Annotated in this window: 15 protein-coding genes; 11 read left to right on the forward strand and 4 right to left on the reverse strand. The window is 46.0% G+C overall.

Going from position 1 to position 16,795, the window contains the following annotated elements; genetic code table 11:
- Window positions 1–127 precede the first annotated feature (127 nt).
- Window positions 128–967 (reverse strand): RRXRR domain-containing protein, encoded by an 840-nt coding sequence (locus QT974_RS15430; RefSeq protein ID WP_333469343.1) that lies wholly within the window; start codon window positions 965–967, stop codon window positions 128–130.
- 537 nt (window positions 968–1,504) lie between these two features.
- On the opposite strand from QT974_RS15430, the gene QT974_RS15435 reads away from it, so the two are divergent.
- The 9 genes from QT974_RS15435 (at window position 1,505) to QT974_RS15475 (ending at window position 11,977) form a co-directional block, all read left to right on the forward strand.
- Window positions 1,505–2,365: a Tab2/Atab2 family RNA-binding protein gene (locus tag QT974_RS15435; protein WP_333469344.1), complete on the forward strand. Its 861-nt coding sequence runs from the start codon at window positions 1,505–1,507 to the stop codon at window positions 2,363–2,365.
- A 228-nt stretch (window positions 2,366–2,593) separates the two neighbouring features.
- Complete coding sequence (locus QT974_RS15440; protein WP_333469345.1) at window positions 2,594–3,889, forward strand: TldD/PmbA family protein; 1,296 nt, start codon at window positions 2,594–2,596, stop codon at window positions 3,887–3,889.
- Between the two features lie 367 nt (window positions 3,890–4,256).
- On the forward strand, window positions 4,257–4,457 hold the full coding sequence (locus QT974_RS15445) for a hypothetical protein (RefSeq protein ID WP_333469346.1): 201 nt from the start codon (window positions 4,257–4,259) through the stop codon (window positions 4,455–4,457).
- Between the two features lie 14 nt (window positions 4,458–4,471).
- Window positions 4,472–5,428, forward strand: coding sequence for a GDSL-type esterase/lipase family protein (locus tag QT974_RS15450; protein ID WP_333469347.1), 957 nt, complete (start codon window positions 4,472–4,474; stop codon window positions 5,426–5,428).
- A 482-nt stretch (window positions 5,429–5,910) separates the two neighbouring features.
- Window positions 5,911–6,699, forward strand: a complete 789-nt coding sequence (locus QT974_RS15455; RefSeq protein ID WP_333469348.1) for a tetratricopeptide repeat protein — start codon at window positions 5,911–5,913, stop codon at window positions 6,697–6,699.
- A 269-nt stretch (window positions 6,700–6,968) separates the two neighbouring features.
- On the forward strand, window positions 6,969–7,091 hold the full coding sequence (locus QT974_RS15460; protein WP_333469349.1) for a hypothetical protein: 123 nt from the start codon (window positions 6,969–6,971) through the stop codon (window positions 7,089–7,091).
- A 373-nt stretch (window positions 7,092–7,464) separates the two neighbouring features.
- Window positions 7,465–10,275 carry a chloride channel protein gene (locus QT974_RS15465; RefSeq protein ID WP_333469350.1) on the forward strand — a complete coding sequence of 937 codons (2,811 nt, stop codon included), beginning with the start codon at window positions 7,465–7,467 and terminating at the stop codon, window positions 10,273–10,275.
- Between the two features lie 335 nt (window positions 10,276–10,610).
- Window positions 10,611–11,732 carry a glycosyltransferase family 4 protein gene (locus QT974_RS15470; protein WP_333469351.1) on the forward strand — a complete coding sequence of 374 codons (1,122 nt, stop codon included), beginning with the start codon at window positions 10,611–10,613 and terminating at the stop codon, window positions 11,730–11,732.
- A gap of 11 nt (window positions 11,733–11,743) precedes the next feature.
- Window positions 11,744–11,977 carry a hypothetical protein gene (locus QT974_RS15475; protein ID WP_333469352.1) on the forward strand — a complete coding sequence of 78 codons (234 nt, stop codon included), beginning with the start codon at window positions 11,744–11,746 and terminating at the stop codon, window positions 11,975–11,977.
- Between the two features lie 322 nt (window positions 11,978–12,299).
- Here the strand turns inward: QT974_RS15475 and QT974_RS15480 are convergent, their stop codons facing one another.
- Window positions 12,300–13,235, reverse strand: a complete 936-nt coding sequence (locus QT974_RS15480; RefSeq protein ID WP_333469353.1) for an exopolyphosphatase — start codon at window positions 13,233–13,235, stop codon at window positions 12,300–12,302.
- Between the two features lie 66 nt (window positions 13,236–13,301).
- Between QT974_RS15480 and bioF the strand changes: the two genes are divergently transcribed.
- Window positions 13,302–14,474 carry an 8-amino-7-oxononanoate synthase gene (gene bioF, locus QT974_RS15485; protein ID WP_333469354.1) on the forward strand — a complete coding sequence of 391 codons (1,173 nt, stop codon included), beginning with the start codon at window positions 13,302–13,304 and terminating at the stop codon, window positions 14,472–14,474.
- 274 nt (window positions 14,475–14,748) lie between these two features.
- Entirely contained in the window at window positions 14,749–14,898 is a 150-nt protein-coding gene (gene pirA / locus QT974_RS15490; protein WP_333469355.1) for an arginine synthesis PII-interacting regulator PirA, read from the forward strand.
- Between the two features lie 316 nt (window positions 14,899–15,214).
- Here the strand turns inward: pirA and QT974_RS15495 are convergent, their stop codons facing one another.
- Together QT974_RS15495 and QT974_RS15500 are read right to left on the reverse strand one after the other, a co-directional pair.
- A complete protein-coding gene (locus tag QT974_RS15495; protein ID WP_333469356.1) occupies window positions 15,215–16,582 on the reverse strand; it encodes a TldD/PmbA family protein in 1,368 nt (455 codons plus the stop codon).
- Between the two features lie 21 nt (window positions 16,583–16,603).
- Window positions 16,604–16,795: hypothetical protein (locus QT974_RS15500; protein ID WP_333469357.1), on the reverse strand; the 192-nt coding region annotated here is incomplete at its 5' end.

Here is a 16,795-nt window from a genome sequence, read left to right on the forward strand (position 1 = left end):
TTTTCGCCCAAATGCTACGCCCCTACATATACATTTCGACTTTTGCAAGATATCTTTTGTAGGAGATTCTTGCCATCCGCCAACATAACAGAACCCATATTTAGGATGTTTAACGATCGAACCACGCTTAAACCCCGCACTTAAAGTGCCACCGTACCGAGAGCGGATATGACCTGTAGAATGCTGCAAACGATGCAGTTGCCTGCGATGAAACAAAGCGAGGGATTACTTCTATTAGCTTGGTATTGTCAGGTTGAATGTGTCCCCCTGTATACCAATTAGCTAATACCCAAGAATCAATGCAGTGAGCCTCAAACTTATTCGATAGCTTCTGTTTGGATTTTTTGAGTCCTAAACTTTGACGTAGCTCATAAGTATCGTTTCCCGAGCTAATCTCAAGATCGGTGAGCTTTCTGAGTTCAGAATAGAACCAGTGTTTGCCCACTTCTAGAGGGCTAAACGATACATTCCACTTGTGTCCATTTTTCCAGGTACGAGCTTTGATGTCCTCTACAACAAAAGCTGATACGGAAAACATAGAAATCAGCCAGTTAACTATCCTTAATTTCCACTGCCACCGTGCCTTAGTAGATGGGGGAATCCGATTTTTGTTAGCCAACCTATTGGTTCGATTTTGACGGCACGGTGTATTGCGAAACCTTCGAGCGCGTCGCATATTGCGCTTGAATTTTACATGGTTTTTTACCCAATCAACGGCATGAGTTTGGATGTTTAAGTAAGTGTGCGATTTAGATTTAACGGTAAATCCTTCGCGCTTGCTACCCGGATCGATTCCTACCGCAATGGGCTGATAATTGTAGTTTGAAGGCTCTATGTTGAGTCGGACACAAAATACTCCTTTTTTCCAGAATGGTGTTGCCACCCCCGACTTAACCCAGCGCTTGGCGCGGCTTGGGGTAGTCGGCATTAACGGTCTATTTTCACTGTTGACAACGGGTACAAACATTTACGGTAAGTCCTATTTCTAGGTATATATTGGCCTTCGCCACTGACTGTCAGAGTTGGTTAAAAACGCTGCGGTGGCATTCTTAACATCTTGCAGGATACCACTCCCAAACAGTTCAGTTTGTCTTTTTGACACAGGCTAGACACTTTTTTAGTCTCGAATTTGTGAAGGTGGTGAGTCTCCCTCTTTCAAGCCCCATGCCTTCAGGTTGGGGTTAGTGACGGCATCAAGCTATAGTTTGAGTTTTCCTTGGCTTCGACAAGTTTAACAAATATCGAAGGTTGAGATTGCCGGGGACTCTTATGCTCAGAATTGCTAATGTGTCCGGTTGGTGCGGCTGCGGAAATTTAGATGGGAAGCGGCGAGGGAGAGGGCTGTTTTTGGGGAAAGTGCGATCGCCCGCCAAGTAGACAGAGGCATAATTAGTTAAGTTACAGGGCGATCGCCGCCATTGAAAATCAGTATTAACCTTTCACTCATCAGAAACCTGCCCGATGTCAGGTAACATGAGAAAGGATTAATTTTTAACAGCGCGGCATGGCTACTATTTGGGAACTCGACTTTTACAGCCGTCCAATCATAGACGAGCGTGGGAAAAAAAAATGGGAAGTTTTGATTTGCGAAAGCCCGCTGAATGTAGGGGACAAGGCAGAATCTCTGTTTCGTTACTCGCAATTTTGCCCGAGTACAACCGTGAATTCCCTGTGGCTGGCCGACGCAATTAAAGATGCGATCGCCTCTGCACCGAAACCACCCGAAAAAATCCGCTTTTTTCGCCGCCAAATGGCGAACATGATTACCAAAGCCTGCGAGGAATTGGATATTCCCTCAGCCTCCAGCCGCCGCACCCTCGCCCTCAGCCTGTGGCTGGAAGAACGGATGCAGGACGTTTATCCTTCAGAACCGGGCTATCAAGCAGTTGTCAACCCGAGCGTTCAATTTGTACCCGAAACGCCCATAGCGCTGCCGGATGCCTTAATCGGCGAAAAATGGACGTTTGTGAGTTTGCCGATCGCAGCTTTTGATGAGATGTCCGAGTGGGATATTGGATTTGGCGAAGCTTTCGGACTCCCGATGACACGCCTCCCCCCGGAAACACAAATTCCAGGATTAATTATCTACTCATCGAGAGCAACGGCTTTAGCAGGTTGGATGTCGGGTTTGGAATTAGCTTTTCTCAGATTTGACAGCACCCCTATCCCCAGGTTGGTATTAGATACCGGAGCTAACGATCGCTGGATTATAGCTAATCTCAGAGATGCAGCAACCCAGAAAGAAGCCGCATCATTTGAAGCTGCGAAACAACAAGCCAAAAAAGTACATTTTTTAGCAATTCAGTCGAATCCACAATCGGAATCTTTCGCTGGATTTTGGCTGCTGCACGAACTAACTAACTAATTAGTTGTTAGTTGTTATTTGTTATTTGTTATTTGTTATTTGTTATTTGTTGCGGTGCCCCGATCCCTTCGACTACGCTCAGGATAAACGCAGTCGTTGGGTTAGTTGTAGATTATGGGTTGTGACTTCCAATAACCAATAACTAATAACCAGTAACTAATAACCAGTAACCAATAACCAATAACCAGTAACCAATAACCGATCGCCCATTAGCAACCACTGACAACAATGACCAATCACCAATCAGCAGAACAACTGTTAGAATTAGCCACCAAAGCAGGTGCCGAAGCTGCTGAGGTATTGGAATCGCAATCGCTGTCGCGGCCGGTATTTTTTGAAGCAAACCGCCTCAAACAGCTAGAAACTGCCCAAGCAGAAGGCATTGCCCTGCGGCTGTGGCGGGACGGGCGGCCGGGTTTGGCGGTGGCTTACGGGCCCGTGGAACCGCAGATTTTGGTCGATCGCGCGATCGCGCTTTCGCAACTGGCCGAACCGGAAACCATCGAACTCGGCACTGGTGAGACGGTTGTTTATCCCGATCGCGGAGTGTCAGTCCCAGCCGAACAGCTAGTAAACTGGGGAAAAGAAGCGATCGCGATCGTCCGCGAAGCCTATCCCGAAAGCCTCTGCACCGCCGAACTCGACTGCGAAATAGAAAGCACCCGCTTGCTGAATACCAGAGGCTTGGATTCGAGTCACACCGACACCACCCTCAGCGGTTACTTGTCAGCAGAATTAGTGCGGGGCGAAGATTTCCTCAACATTTGGGATGGCGAAACCGAACGCGGCACTCTCGACTTAAACACCAGCGCCAAGCGGGTTTTGCAGCGTTTGGAATGGGCGAAAGATAATGTAGCCCCCGCCACCGGGCGCGTGCCGATACTGTTTACAGCCAAAGCAGCCGATTTGTTGTGGGGGACTGTGTGTGCGGCATTAAACGGCAAACAGGTACTCGAAGGCGCTTCGCCTTGGAGCGATCGACTCGGCCAACAAGTGACATCGCCCCTTGTCACTCTCTCGCAGCAGCCGGATATCGGGCCCTATAGCTGTCCTTTTGATGACGAAGGTACTCCCACTCGGGCGATCGTCTTTATCAACAGTGGAGTCTTGCAGCTATTTTATACCGATCGCACCACTGGTAGAGCCTTGGGAAGCGGCACCACCGGCAACGGATTTCGCCCGGGTTTGGGTAGCTACCCCACGCCGAGTTTGTTCAATGTTTTGATTAAACCAGGATCGCGATCGCTAATCGATTTAATCACTCAATTAGACGACGGAATTGTCATCGATCAAATGCTCGGCGGCAGTGCCGGAATTTCCGGCGACTTTTCGATTAACGTCGATCTCGGCTACCGAGTCAAAAAAGGTCAAATAATCGGCAGAATAAAAGACACCATGGTAGCCGGCAACGTCTACAGCGTCCTCAAACAATTGGTAGAATTAGGAGGAGACTCCGAGTGGAACGGTTCTTGCCACACACCATCTGTAATTGTAGAGGGATTGTCCGTCACCGGCAAAAACTAATCGGTAATTAGTCATTAGTCATTAGTCATTAGTCATTAGTCATTAGTCATTAGTGCTGTCCCCCGAGCGAACAGCAGTCATTGGTAATTAGTCATTGGTCATTAGTAATAAAGCTCTCTCCGAGTGCGTGAAAACGAGAAACATTCAAATCCCAAGTAGGAGAATATTGACTCTCACGCACTCCCTCAACCATTGGATAATATCAATGCCACAGCATTGGAATTATTGCTCTCTCTTTTCTCCCCCTCTGCGTCAAGAGCGTTATAAAAAGGTTAAATTACCTGACGATACAACCGGAATTGATATAACATAAATGCAACCGCCAGCGATCTAGCAATCCTAAATAATTTGTACATATGTAGGGGTAGTGGATGGTGCGTGCCTGCGGTGGCAGCGCAAACAGGGCAACCACGGGGCCCAAGGCCCCTACAAGAATTACACAACCGATCGACGGATGCTAGATAAATGTCCAATTCTCTATTTTAAACTAGAATTAGCAGGTGCTACGATCGCAAATCAAAAAACACAAATTTTCCCTGACAAACTAGACAACATAATTACCATCTAAAATCTCAAAACGTTATGCGTATTTGTTTTATCGGCGACTCTTTTGTCAATGGTACCGGCGATCCCAAATATCTTGGTTGGACAGGAAGAATTTGCGCTGCCGCCAGCGGGCAAACCCAGGAGATTACCTACTATAATTTAGGAGTGCGGGGAGAAACAAGTGCCGATATAGAAAATCGGTGGTTCAGCGAAATTTCTTGCCGCTTGCCTCACTACTGCGACGGTCGAATAGTATTTTCCTTTGGCGTCAACGACACTTACTTTGAAAACGGAAAAACTCGCGTAGCCCTGGAAAAATCCCTGGAAAACCTTCGCTACATTCTAAGTTCTGCCCAAGAAAGAGTCCCAATTTTAATGATAGGGCCGCCGCCAGTTATTGATGTGGAGCGCACCATTAGAATAGCTAATTTGTCGCAACAGTTTTCCGAAGTTTGCAGCGACTTAAACGTAGCTTATTTAGATATTTGTACCCCCCTGGAAAAATCAGAAATTTGGCTCAAAGAACTTACCGAAAATGACGGTTCCCATCCCCGCGCCGCTGGTTATAATGAACTGGCTAAAATAGTTCACAATTGGGATGCTTGGAAAGCTTGGTTTAAAAATATAAATATGTCGGAGATGGAGACGGTAACACTGTTTAGAGCTGTCGGGAAAAAAGAAATGGAATTAATTAAAGAAAGCAATTTTATGGCATTTCCGCCGCGACTGTCTTTTCAGCCTATTTTTTATCCGGTACTCCACAAAGCTTATGCCATACAAATAGCGCGAGATTGGAACACAAAAGATGCTGCATCGGGATATTTTGGCTATGTTACCAGGTTTCGAGTTTTGGCTGAATTCTTAAAAAAATATTCCGTGCAAACTGTCGGCAGTTCGATTCATCAAGAATATTGGATTCCGGCAGAAGAGTTAGCAGAATTTAATCGCAATATTGTCGGAAAAATTGAAATCTTTGCTGAATATCAACCCTAAAAAACGACCTACAAAACTTAGGAATGAGTAGTGAAAAATCAATTATTTTGCGAAAAGCGGGTCGCTCACCTTTGATTCCTATAAAAACTTGATTTATCTCGGGTGGAGTGGAGCGGTTTCGCTCAAATAGGAGCATCTAATTCTGAAAAAAAGCATTTTTGGGCAGTGCTATATTACAGCATTACAGCAAATTCCCCGGAAGTAGGTATCGACCAGAGGTAGGGATGCCGTGTTATGTGTCGATTAATCGATCGGCATCTGTACAAAACTAGCATCTGCTGTAAAATATCGCTCCTTTGCACTACAAAAGCCCAACTGAGATGCTGCTTGCTTAAAGCCCGATCCTGCGATCGGAACGATAATTATATTTGAGCTGCGGTAATAGGGTTAGCTGAGCATTGAGACAATTTATTACAATTCTCCAACCTTCATAAATTAAAAGCTAACCTAGATTGGAAAGTCTCAGAAATCGGGCATTACTTATGAAGTCCACAATGTTGACTGGGCTGCTGACAGGGTTAGTTGTTTCTTGTCTCACAACTGCGACAAGTTGTCAGCCGGGCCACGCGCGAAACAATAGCTTGGTGTCCAGGATTCCGATTGATGGGAGTTTGAGAGGGTTGGCTTCTACTCGGGTAGATTTTCCCCTGCGTGTGGCGAAAGAGCCAGAGGCGATCGATCCGAAAGCTGAGGAGTTTTACAATCAGGGCGAGCAGAAGTACGGAAAAAAAGATTATCAGGGTGCGATCGCTGATTTCGATCGCGCGATTGAGCTGAATCCTAATCATTGGGCTGCTTATATCGGCCGCGGTAATGCCCGCGATGACTCAGGAGACAGCCGGGGTGCGATCGCCGATTACGATCGAGCCTTGAAAATTGATCCCAACAATGCGTCAGCCTACTACAACCGGGGTGTTACCCAATCAAGGTTAGGAGACAATCAGGCTGCGCTCTCAGATTTCAATCAAGCTCTGAAAATTAACCCCAACTATGCTTCTGCTTATAACAATCGGGGTATTATTCGCAACAGCTTAGGAGACAAAGATGGCGCCCTCGCCGACTTCGAGCAAGCCATAAAATTTAACCCCAACTTACCGCAGGCTTACGGCAACCGGGGTAATGTCCGCGAAAGGTTAGGAGACAAGCAGGGCGCGATTGCAGACATTCAAAAAGCCGCAGAGTTATTTATGCAACAAGGAGACAAATATAATTATGTAAAGGCACGAATGAAAGTTAGAGAACTTGAAGAGACACCATCAATTCCTCAATAATTTCGCTGCAAAGTCGCCGATATCACAGGATTTATGAGTTTTTAAGCTGCGTTCAACAGTGGACAGTTGACCGCTTGAGGGTTGACAGTTTAAAAGCGAAATCTACCCTTAAGTCCGAGGATTGGAGTAATGAATAGTCTGATTTTAATTGATCCCGCTCCGGCGCGAGGGCTTTCAACCAATTCTTTCTGGTAAAACACTCGATTTTCACTTAAAATTATGAACTTCAATCGCCGACTATTCGCAGCATCGATCAATGTAACTGCAACGTGACTGCAACTATTTTCATCGCCCACCCCCCGCAGTTTACGCGACTTGAAGCTAAATCGATCGCAGTACAGATTGAGACCAATGCTCGGGTTGATTTGTCCGTGCAGGTTGTGGGTCAATAGCAGGGAAAGGCCGATCGCCCATCTCGACTCTGTTGCGAGGGCGATCGACAGCATCCCCCAAAATACATATTTTTTAACTATAGCTGAGAGCGATTATCTATTTTATTAGCCACATTAAAAAAATATTTAGCCGCGCTTTACCGCATATTCCGCTAATATTGTCAATACTTAAAGAAGTAAATTTTGGGCGATCGCCCGAGCTGAAACTTAAATAAATCTAAATTGTTTTGGGCGATCGCACAAAAGCGAATCAAAATTAGAGCGATCGCCAAAACAGTAAATTAACGATTAAATTCGTTGCATTGTCCCAAACCAAGCAATTTTTTGTTAAAGTCAAGCCCAACGGACAATTCGCAGGCAATCAACCCTATTTATGCCGTACATTACCATCCCTAAACAATTTAGGGAACCTTCCAGGGTCATCGAATCTCAACTATTTTTACGACCAAAACGCCTCGCTATTTTTGAAGCTTGCCTAATTGGTTTAGTCGCCGGACTAGCAGGCGTATTGCTGAAATTAGGAGTGGGATGGCTCGGCAGTTGGCGAGTAGCTACCTCCACCATAATTCCCGCTTGGATCTTACTGCCCAGCGTTGGTTTGTGCGGCGGATTGCTAACAGGTTTCTTGGTTGAACGTTTGGCTCCCGAAACTGCCGGAAGCGGCATTCCCCACGTCAAAGCTGCTCTCGGCGGCGTCAATCTTTCCTTAGATTTGCGAGTAGCCGTCGCCAAACTTCTCACCACAATTTTAGCAGTTGGTTCCGGTTTAACTCTCGGAAGACAAGGCCCAACTGTCCAAATTGGAGCATCCTTAGCCGGCTGGATCGGTCACTTGATGCCGACTTCCCCAGACTACCGCCGGCAATTGATTGCTTGCGGTGCGGCGGCGGGATTAGCTGCTGGTTTCAACGCTCCAATTGCTGGAGTTTTGTTCGTAGTTGAAGAACTTTTGCACGATGTTTCGGGATTGACTTTAGGGACAGCAATTATCGCTTCATTTATCGGTGCAGTTGTCTCGCAACTTTTGGGCGGAGATTCTTTAAATTTGAACCTGCGCGAGTACCCAACCAGTTTTGCAGCTCAGGAAACCCCGTTCTACATACTGTTAGGAGTTTTAGCCGGATTGCTGGGAGCTTTGTTCAGCAAAGGAGTGATTGCTAGCTTGCAATTTAACAGGCGGACGCTCAAATTACCCTTGCCCGCGCGAATTGCTTTAGCGGGGATTATCTGCGGTTCAGTAATAGCTTTTTTACCAGAAAGTTTCCGCAACAATACAGGTTTGCGGGAGTTTTTGCTGACCGGAGAAGCCAACGGTACAACGAGTTTGATTGCTTTGATAGCTCACTTTTTTCTGACAATTATTTCCGCTGCTTCTGGAGCTCCGGGAGGATTGTTTGCTCCTTCCCTTGTTATGGGTTCTGCACTCGGTCACATTGTGGGCATTATGCAAGCAAATTCCCTGGGCGTCGGTTTGCCAGCAACCTATGCTTTGGCGGGGATGGGAGCATTTTTTTGCGCGGTTTCGAGGGCGCCGATTACGGCGGTAGTTATTGTGTTTGAAATTACGGCGGATTTCAAATTGGTGCTACCATTGATGATTTGTTCTGTAGTTGCTTATTTAGTCGCCGAAAAGGTAGACAGTGGCTCTTTGTACGATCGCCTTTTGGAGTTTAACGGCATTCAACTAACCAAGACAAAACCTGTCACCGATACCCTGAGCGACTTGCTCGCAGCTAACGTCATGCAGCGCCGAGTTGAAACTCTCTCAAGCGTGCTAACTTTCGATGAAGTGATCCAGGCTTTTTCGCGATCGAGCCACCGCGGCTTTCCGGTAGTTGAAAATGGTAAATTAGTCGGCATTATCAGTCAAACCGATTTAGCAAAAGCCAGCGAGCAGAATTTGTCAGGGAAGACACTGCTCAAAGAATTTATGACTGCACAGCCGATCGCAGTCAAAGCCAAGGATAGCTTAAGCGAGGTACTGTACAGGCTCAATCACTACAATATCAGCCGCTTGCCCGTCATAGAAGGACGGCATTTAGTTGGAATTATTACCCGCAGCGACATAATCCGAGTAGAATCCGATCGCCTCAGCGGAGAAACAACCCAAGGCCCGCATCCAGAACCATCCTATGTAGTCTATCAAACCAGAGCGCCGCAAGTCGGAAACGGCCGCCTATTAGTGCCGCTGTCCAACCCGCAAACAGCACCCGCCTTGCTGCGACTGGCGGCCGCCATTGCGCGCGATCGCAATTACGAATTAGAATGCCTGCAAATCATCATCGTACCGCGCAACAGTTCCCCCTCAGAAAGCACAGTGCGAACCACAAAAAGCCGCCGCCTGCTGCAACAAGCCGAGCGCGTTATCCGCAATTGGAACTTGCCAGTACACACTCAAATTCGGGTAGCTCACGACGTACCTCACGCGATTTTGGAGACTATTAAGGAGCGACACATCGATTTAATTTTGATGGGCTGGCAAGGCGAAATTTCCACAACTAAACGCATTTTTGGCGATGTGGTCGATACCGTAATTAGGCAAGCAGGCTGCGAGGTAGTTTTGGTGAAGTGGAGCGAAAAACTATTAGCAACACGCCATCAAAGTGAGTTTTCTGCCGCTAGCAAGGCGCGGGAATATGCGCCTACAGAATGGCAGTTAAATGCGGCAGAAGTTGATGATGCAGAAAATTTCAAATTTGTAGGATCTAGTTTAGCAGCAACCCCCGAGAGTGAACTTTCCCCGTCGAATTCCGACATTCCGGCGCCAGAATTGGGACTGCACACGCTGATGGGTTTGCAGCGCTGGTTGGTGCCAATTCGCGGCAGTTACAAGCAAGCTGCGGCTTTGCGTTTGCTACCTGCTTTGGTGGCTGCGAGTGCTGTACCCGAGATTAAATTGTGTCAAGTTCATCAGCCTTCTGTTGCAGAACCCGATCGCGTAGAATTAAAACAAGCTGCGGATTTTATCAAGCGCAGGGTGAGCTGTTCGGTAATCGGGACTGCGGTTTGTGCTAAGTCGGTTTCTGATGCTTTAATTGATTTAGCTCAGAACGATCAATGCGATGCTATCGTCTTGGGAGCGAGCCGCGAAGGGTTCCTCAAACAGGTGATTCATGGGAACATCCCGGAAGCTGTGGCGCGCGGATGCGACTGTACAGTCATTTTAGTGCGATCGGCATCCTAGCACAATCATACCATTGGCGATTTGAGATTTGAATCGTAGGGTGCGGATACATCAACAATCCCTAAATTATATGCAAAATCATCAAGCGACGCACCTTACACTTCAGTAGTCGTAGGGTGCGTCGCCATCAACAATCCTTAAATTATATCGACAATTTCACGGCGACGCACCTGACACTTGGAGGCTGGTACAAATATTTTTATAAATAATTTAATTAATAAACCCTCAATCAACCCCAGGGTGCGTCAGGGCAAAAATCCTGAGTTTGTATTTAAAACCTTCTCACCTGACGCACCCTACAATGACAACTGACAACTGACAACTAACAAATTATCATGGTTCACTTTAACGTCGGCTTTCAACACTTTAATTCTTTCGCCGACATTACCCTATCTCTAGCGACAACATTAGACAAAATGGGGATTCCTATTTCTGTCGAACCTTCAGAAATCGCCGGTCACGTTACCCGCAATTCCACAGCCGAAGAAAACCGCCTGCTAGCCGAGTGGATGAACACCCCACCATCAGATTTATTTCAAATTAAATGGTCTCATTACTGGAAACCTTATTTTCTCAAAGAACTCAAAGGACACCTCAACTTAGAATTTTTTGCCATCAATTACGAATTCGCCCGAAATGACGATGAATATGATTACTGGATTTACGATGCTGTTAACAATTCATCCCACATCCTAGCCGTCAGTGAATATTCTAAAAACGTTTTGATCCAAGCTGGATGTTCGACCAAAAAAGTCTCCGTCATACCTCTAGGTTTCAATCCTTTAATTTCGCAACTCTATTCTTCCAGACCGCAAAAAAACCAGAAAGATGTAAAATCTATTCTGCACATGACCAATTCTTTTGACTTGTATAGATTTGGCACAGATATCGCCATTCAAGCATTTTATCAAGAGTTTCAAAATGATGCAAACGTAGAGTTGATCGTCAAAGATGGTGGAAAAAATCCTGATGCCATAACCGAACACATCATAAATATGGAAAGGCAATTCGGCAAATTAAAGCCGAAAATAGAGGTAAAGCCTAAATTTTTTACTAAAACAGAACTAGCGGATTTATACTTATCAGCAGATGCTTTTCTTGCTCCGTTTCGTGGCGAGGGTTTTGCGATTAAAATTTTGGATGCCTTTGCTGCGGGTTTACCAGTCGCTATGACTGTGTACGGCGGGCCGACAGACTACGCAAATAGTGCTAACTGCTATCCGATTGCTTGCGATCTAATTCCCGTCGGAGAGTGTTACGATACTCAGTATCTCAAAATTAGAAATTCTCCCCATTGGGCCGAACCAAATATTCAGTCTGTTCGCGAACAGTTGCGAAAAATTGTTGAAGACCCGATGCGTTTTCAGGTAGCTCAAAAAGCTAGAGAGACAGCGGATTTATTTAATTGGGAAGCTGCGGGCAAAAAATTGCTAAGATTAATGCGAGAGTTGTTTTAGGAGTTGAACTTATGGGACTCGAACGCAAAATGTTTAGGGGAATGTTTTTACCGGAGGAAGTGGTACAATTAAAACACCCTTGTTTTACTCCCGGGCGATTGTTTGAACCCGGAAAATATAACGCTGCTGATTTGCCGGATGTCGCTTTTGATATGGGTTTAGTAGATTATTTACCCCCAGTCAAAGGCAAAAGTGCAGAAAATTTAAACCCTCAGAACCCAGAACCTCAAAACCTAGAGGAATAAACCCGAGTTTGTAGTCAGGACTTGAGTGCTAAAATTCCGGTTTGTAGTTTGTAGGGTGCGCAATGCGCATCGGCTAATATCTTGTAGGGTGCGCAATGCCAGATTTGTCTGGCCTGTTAAATTTGAGCGATTAAAAAAGCATCAAACCCCTATTTCACGTTCGGATTTTTCGGTTCTTCAACCAATAAAAATTGGTTTGAGAGCTTGGCTTCAAAATAAAAACGCTGAAAGTTAGTCAACCGCTGCGCATTGCGCTACAAATACAGAATGTGCGCAATGCACACCCTACAAATACAGAATGTACAAAAAAGATAAATTCAATTTAACCATTCTGTTCAATCTGGGCAATTAACTCTTTCAAAATTTTACTAGCTTTGTCATTTTCAATCTGACAAGTTCCGGCGTTCTGGTGTCCGCCGCCGCCATACTTTAACATTAACTGGCCAATATTAGTTTTAGAAGTTTTGTTGAAGATTGACTTACCAACTGCGAAAACAGTGTTTTGTTGCTTGAGTCCCCAGAGTACGTGAATCGAGATATTGCACTCGGGGAACAAAGCATAAATTACAAAACGATTCCCCGCATAAATCACATCTTCGTTGCGCAAATCCAAAACTACTAAATTATCGTAAACTTTGGCGCAACGCTGTACTTGCTCTTTGAATTTTTCTGATTGCTCGAAGTAAAGGTCTACTCTTTCTTTGACATCTGGAAGCTCCAGGATTTGATCGATAGTATGATTTTTGCAGTAATCGATTAACTGCATCATTAACTGATAGTTAGAAACTGTAAATTCTTTAAACCTACCCAACCCAGTGCGGGCGTCCATTAAAAAGTTTAACAGCACCCATTCTTCCGGGTCTAAAATCTCTTCTTTAGCAAATTTAGCGGAATCGGATTTGTCAACGGCTGCCATCATCGCCTCGGAAATTTCAGGAAACTTTGCTTTCCCTCCATAATATTTGTACAATACCCGAGCTGCGGAAGCTGCATAGGGGTCGATGATGTGGTTGATTTTAATTTTTTCGTGTCTGAGAGTTTCGCTGAAGTGGTGGTCGAAAGCTAGATGAACTCCCTCAACATAGGGTAAATTGGTGCTAATATCGTTATTTGTTATTTCGATTTTTCCATCCTGCATATCTTTAGGATGCACGAATTTAATCTCGTCGATCAAATCGAGTTCTTTGAGCAAAACGGCACAGACTAGACCGTCAAAATCGCTGCGGGTGACTAATCTGTATTTTTTAGTGAGTGGCATATGCTTGTGTGATAGGCAGGGACTGATTATAAGACAATATAACGTATTAGCCGATCGCTAAACAATATGAACGCAAACCCTTATGCTTGGATAGACAAGTCTCTGGACACTGTTCGCCGGGCCGATTGGTATCGCTCGCCACAATCGATCGAAAGCAGCCCCGGGCCTGTGGTAAAATTAGCAAACCGCCGGCTGATTAATTTTGCTAGCAACGATTATCTCGGACTTGCCGGCGATGACAGGTTGATTCAAGCGGCTGTTGCTGCAACTCAGGAATTTGGTACCGGTGCAACGGGTTCGAGGCTGGTAAGCGGACACCGCGATTTGCACCGAAAGCTAGAACAGGCTATTGCTAATTTAAAACAAACTGAAGACGCTTTGGTATTCAGTTCCGGATATTTAGCGAATTTAGGGGCGATCGCATCGGTTGTCGGCCAGCGCGATTTGATATTATCTGACAAGTACAACCATTCGAGCCTCAAAAACGGAGCCACACTCAGCGGTGCAAAGACGCTTGAGTACAGTCACTGCAACCTTGAGGATTTAAAAGCCAAGCTAGAGCAAAATCGCGCCAAATACCGCAAGTGTTTAATTATTAGCGATAGCGTCTTCAGCATGGATGGGGACTTGTGTCCGCTACCGCAGTTGTTAGGTTTGGGCGAGCAATTTAACTGTATGGTATTAGTAGATGAAGCTCACGCTACAGGAGTTTTCGGTGCTAGCGGTGCAGGTTGCGCAGAACATTTCGGGTGTACGGGATTGCCACTAATTCAAGTTGGCACGCTTAGCAAAGCTTTGGGAAGTTTGGGCGGCTACGTTGCGGGCTCTGCTGCTTTAATTGATTTTCTCCGCAATCGAGCTGCGACTTGGATTTATACTACAGCATTGACGCCTGCTGACACGGCCGCTGCTTTGGAAGCTGTGAGAATTGTCCAGCAAGCACCAGAGCGCCGAGTTCGGTTGCAGCAAAATATCGAAGCTTTCAAATATGCGGCGGCTACCAATCAGCAATTAGCAATCAGCAATTCCCTGTCCCCAATTTTCAGTCTCCCATTAAAAGATGCAGCCACAGCTTTAACTGTTAGCAGCCAACTCAGGGAAATGGGTATTTTTGCTGTAGCAATTCGGCCTCCGACTGTCAGCGTCAGTCGCATTCGGATTTCGCTGATGGCAACTCACGAGCTGGCACACATTCAGCAGTTGCTAGAGGCTTTGGGGCAAGTTTTCAGTTTTGACTAATAAATGTAGGGTGTGCACCGCGCACCGCTTGACTAAATGTAATGTGGGGCAAACAGGGCATCGGGCATCGGGCATCGGCTTAATGACTAATGACTGCTGACTAATGACTTTTGATTGTCAAGATATCGCTATTGACTTATGCCAGATATTATACACTATTGTGGTCGATCGGTCAATAACTGTAAACTTTTTGTAAATTTAGATACTTTTTGAAATTTTGCGCTATATTAAAGAAGTAGGACATACACCAAATTTAATATAAGGAACGTTCACCATGAACACAAATCGCCAAAACGTAAAAAAAATCGCTGAAACCCACCGCGCTAACATCGAGAAGCAACTGATGCACCGCATCGAAGTCGCTAGAGCCAGCGGCAATCAAGATTTGGTTCGGGTGCTGGAAGATGAGATGAGACAGCTTTAAGCCGCTGCTACTAAAATTAGCCCGTAGTTTGGTTGAGAGGGTGGCGCGAGAAATGCAGAATTCCCGCAACCTCTACCTCATGATTTTTCATTCCTCTCTTAGTTGGTAGAAAAAAACCCGGTTTCTTCAAGAAACCGGGTTTTTTATTGAACTCTTGGGTTCGCCGACGGGGATAAAAACTGTTGGGTTCAAAACTCAAAATTCAAATCTCAACAGTTTTTATATAGCGGTTCTCAAAAAAGTGAGGTATGCCCTATGCCCTATGCCCTATGCCCTATCCCCATGAGTACCTCATATGAAAGCTCGAAAGGCTATATTATCTGCCTCCGACTACAACATTTCTGATCCGCAAATGGGGGCCGCCGACGCTGACAGCTAAACCGCTTTGGCCGCCTTTTCCGCAGCCGCCGTAGGCATAAACTGAGTCGTTGCCGATCGACTCAATATCCTTTAAAGTCTGAAATACATTGCCGCTTAACGTGACATCACTCACCGGTTCTGCCAATTTGCCGTCGCGAATCATGAAGCCTTCGGCTGCTGCAAAGGTAAACATTTCGCCGTTGGTTTGTCCTCCCAACATCCGTACTGCATAGACTCCTTCCTCAATGTCGCCTACCATTTCGTCGAAAGAATGTGCCCCAGATTCGATCGCAGTATTAGTCATCCGCACCAACGGCATAAAAGTAGCGCTCAGGGCCCTAGCATTTCCCGTCGGAGCTTCGCCCATTTTGCCCGCTGTCTCGCGATTGTGCATTCTCGCTGCCAAAACTCCATTTTTAATTAAATGCTTGCACTGAGCTGGCACTCCTTCGTCGTCGTATTTCAAAGTTCCCGGCAATCCCGGCAAAGTTGCATCGTCAATTACGTTCAATTGTTCGATCGCCACAGGCTTGCCCAAAGTCAATAATTCCTGCATTTTCGGATTTTCGTAAATGCCGTCAGCTTCCGACAAATGGCCGAAAGCTTCGTGAATAAATACTCCCGACAAATAAGGGTCTAAAATCACCGGATACTGGCCGCCTTTGACCGGTTTTGCTTCTAGTTGGCCCACAGCTCGCACCGCCGCGCTCTTAACACGATCTTCAATATTTGTCAAGACATTGTAATCCGATCGCGAATGAATCGACTCAAACCCTTGACGGACGACACCGCCTTCCCCGCGGGCGATCGCCCCGAAGCGCCCGGTAACGTCCAAACGCTCTTGAGCAATGGAAGTGCCTTGAGAATTCACAAAATAAGTAATCCCGAATCGATCGCTGTAACCGGCCATTGTCGTCTGAATTCGCGGGTCGAAATCTAACAGCAATTGGTTGTAAGATTCGAGCAACTTGCGTTTTTCTGCTAGACTGATAGACCGCGGATCGCGACCGAATTCCACCGCTACATAATCTTGAATCGGAGTGACATCTGCTAGTACAGTTTTTTCGCTGCCAACTAAACGAGACTGCACGACAGCTTCTTCAATGCGAGCTTTTAATTGGGCCAAACCGTTAAATGTTACAAAACTCCAGCCGCCTTTGTGACAGGCGCGGATGCCGCCAGCGAGACTGAAACTGCGGTTGACTGCATCTAACCCAGGGCCGCGAAAACTAATTGCAGTTGACTCGCTTTGTTCGAGGCGAACTTCTAGATAATCTACTCGATCGCGGTAGGGTGCGATCGCTTCCATCAACTGTTCCTGCATCAAATTGCCCCTATGTAATGATTAGCGCCCAGCACTGACAAAAATTATTGCTAACCTTATTTTAGCCAACAAATCCCGTGTTTCGCTCCCGCTCCCGTACCGCAGCGGTGCGGGAGCGACGCACCATACCGAGCGCACCCCTGCCGTAGGTAGCGTCATATAGCAGTTGACAGTTGACAGTGGACAGTTGACAGTTGCATAACGAGAATCAAA

This window comes from Microcoleus sp. BM001215392 (genome assembly GCF_036700185.1).
Lineage (GTDB): Bacteria > Cyanobacteriota > Cyanobacteriia > Cyanobacteriales > Microcoleaceae > Microcoleus.

Coding starts and splice junctions, on each gene's coding strand:
- QT974_RS15480 (WP_333469353.1), bottom strand. CDS start 13,235: ATGCCACTCACTAAAAAATACAGATTAGTCACCCGCAGCGATTTTGAC.
- QT974_RS15450 (WP_333469347.1), top strand. CDS start 4,472: ATGCGTATTTGTTTTATCGGCGACTCTTTTGTCAATGGTACCGGCGAT.
- pirA (WP_333469355.1), top strand. CDS start 14,749: ATGAACACAAATCGCCAAAACGTAAAAAAAATCGCTGAAACCCACCGC.
- QT974_RS15430 (WP_333469343.1), bottom strand. CDS start 967: ATGTTTGTACCCGTTGTCAACAGTGAAAATAGACCGTTAATGCCGACT.
- QT974_RS15455 (WP_333469348.1), top strand. CDS start 5,911: ATGAAGTCCACAATGTTGACTGGGCTGCTGACAGGGTTAGTTGTTTCT.
- QT974_RS15495 (WP_333469356.1), bottom strand. CDS start 16,582: ATGCAGGAACAGTTGATGGAAGCGATCGCACCCTACCGCGATCGAGTA.
- QT974_RS15475 (WP_333469352.1), top strand. CDS start 11,744: ATGGGACTCGAACGCAAAATGTTTAGGGGAATGTTTTTACCGGAGGAA.
- QT974_RS15440 (WP_333469345.1), top strand. CDS start 2,594: ATGACCAATCACCAATCAGCAGAACAACTGTTAGAATTAGCCACCAAA.
- QT974_RS15470 (WP_333469351.1), top strand. CDS start 10,611: ATGGTTCACTTTAACGTCGGCTTTCAACACTTTAATTCTTTCGCCGAC.
- QT974_RS15465 (WP_333469350.1), top strand. CDS start 7,465: ATGCCGTACATTACCATCCCTAAACAATTTAGGGAACCTTCCAGGGTC.
- QT974_RS15435 (WP_333469344.1), top strand. CDS start 1,505: ATGGCTACTATTTGGGAACTCGACTTTTACAGCCGTCCAATCATAGAC.
- bioF (WP_333469354.1), top strand. CDS start 13,302: ATGAACGCAAACCCTTATGCTTGGATAGACAAGTCTCTGGACACTGTT.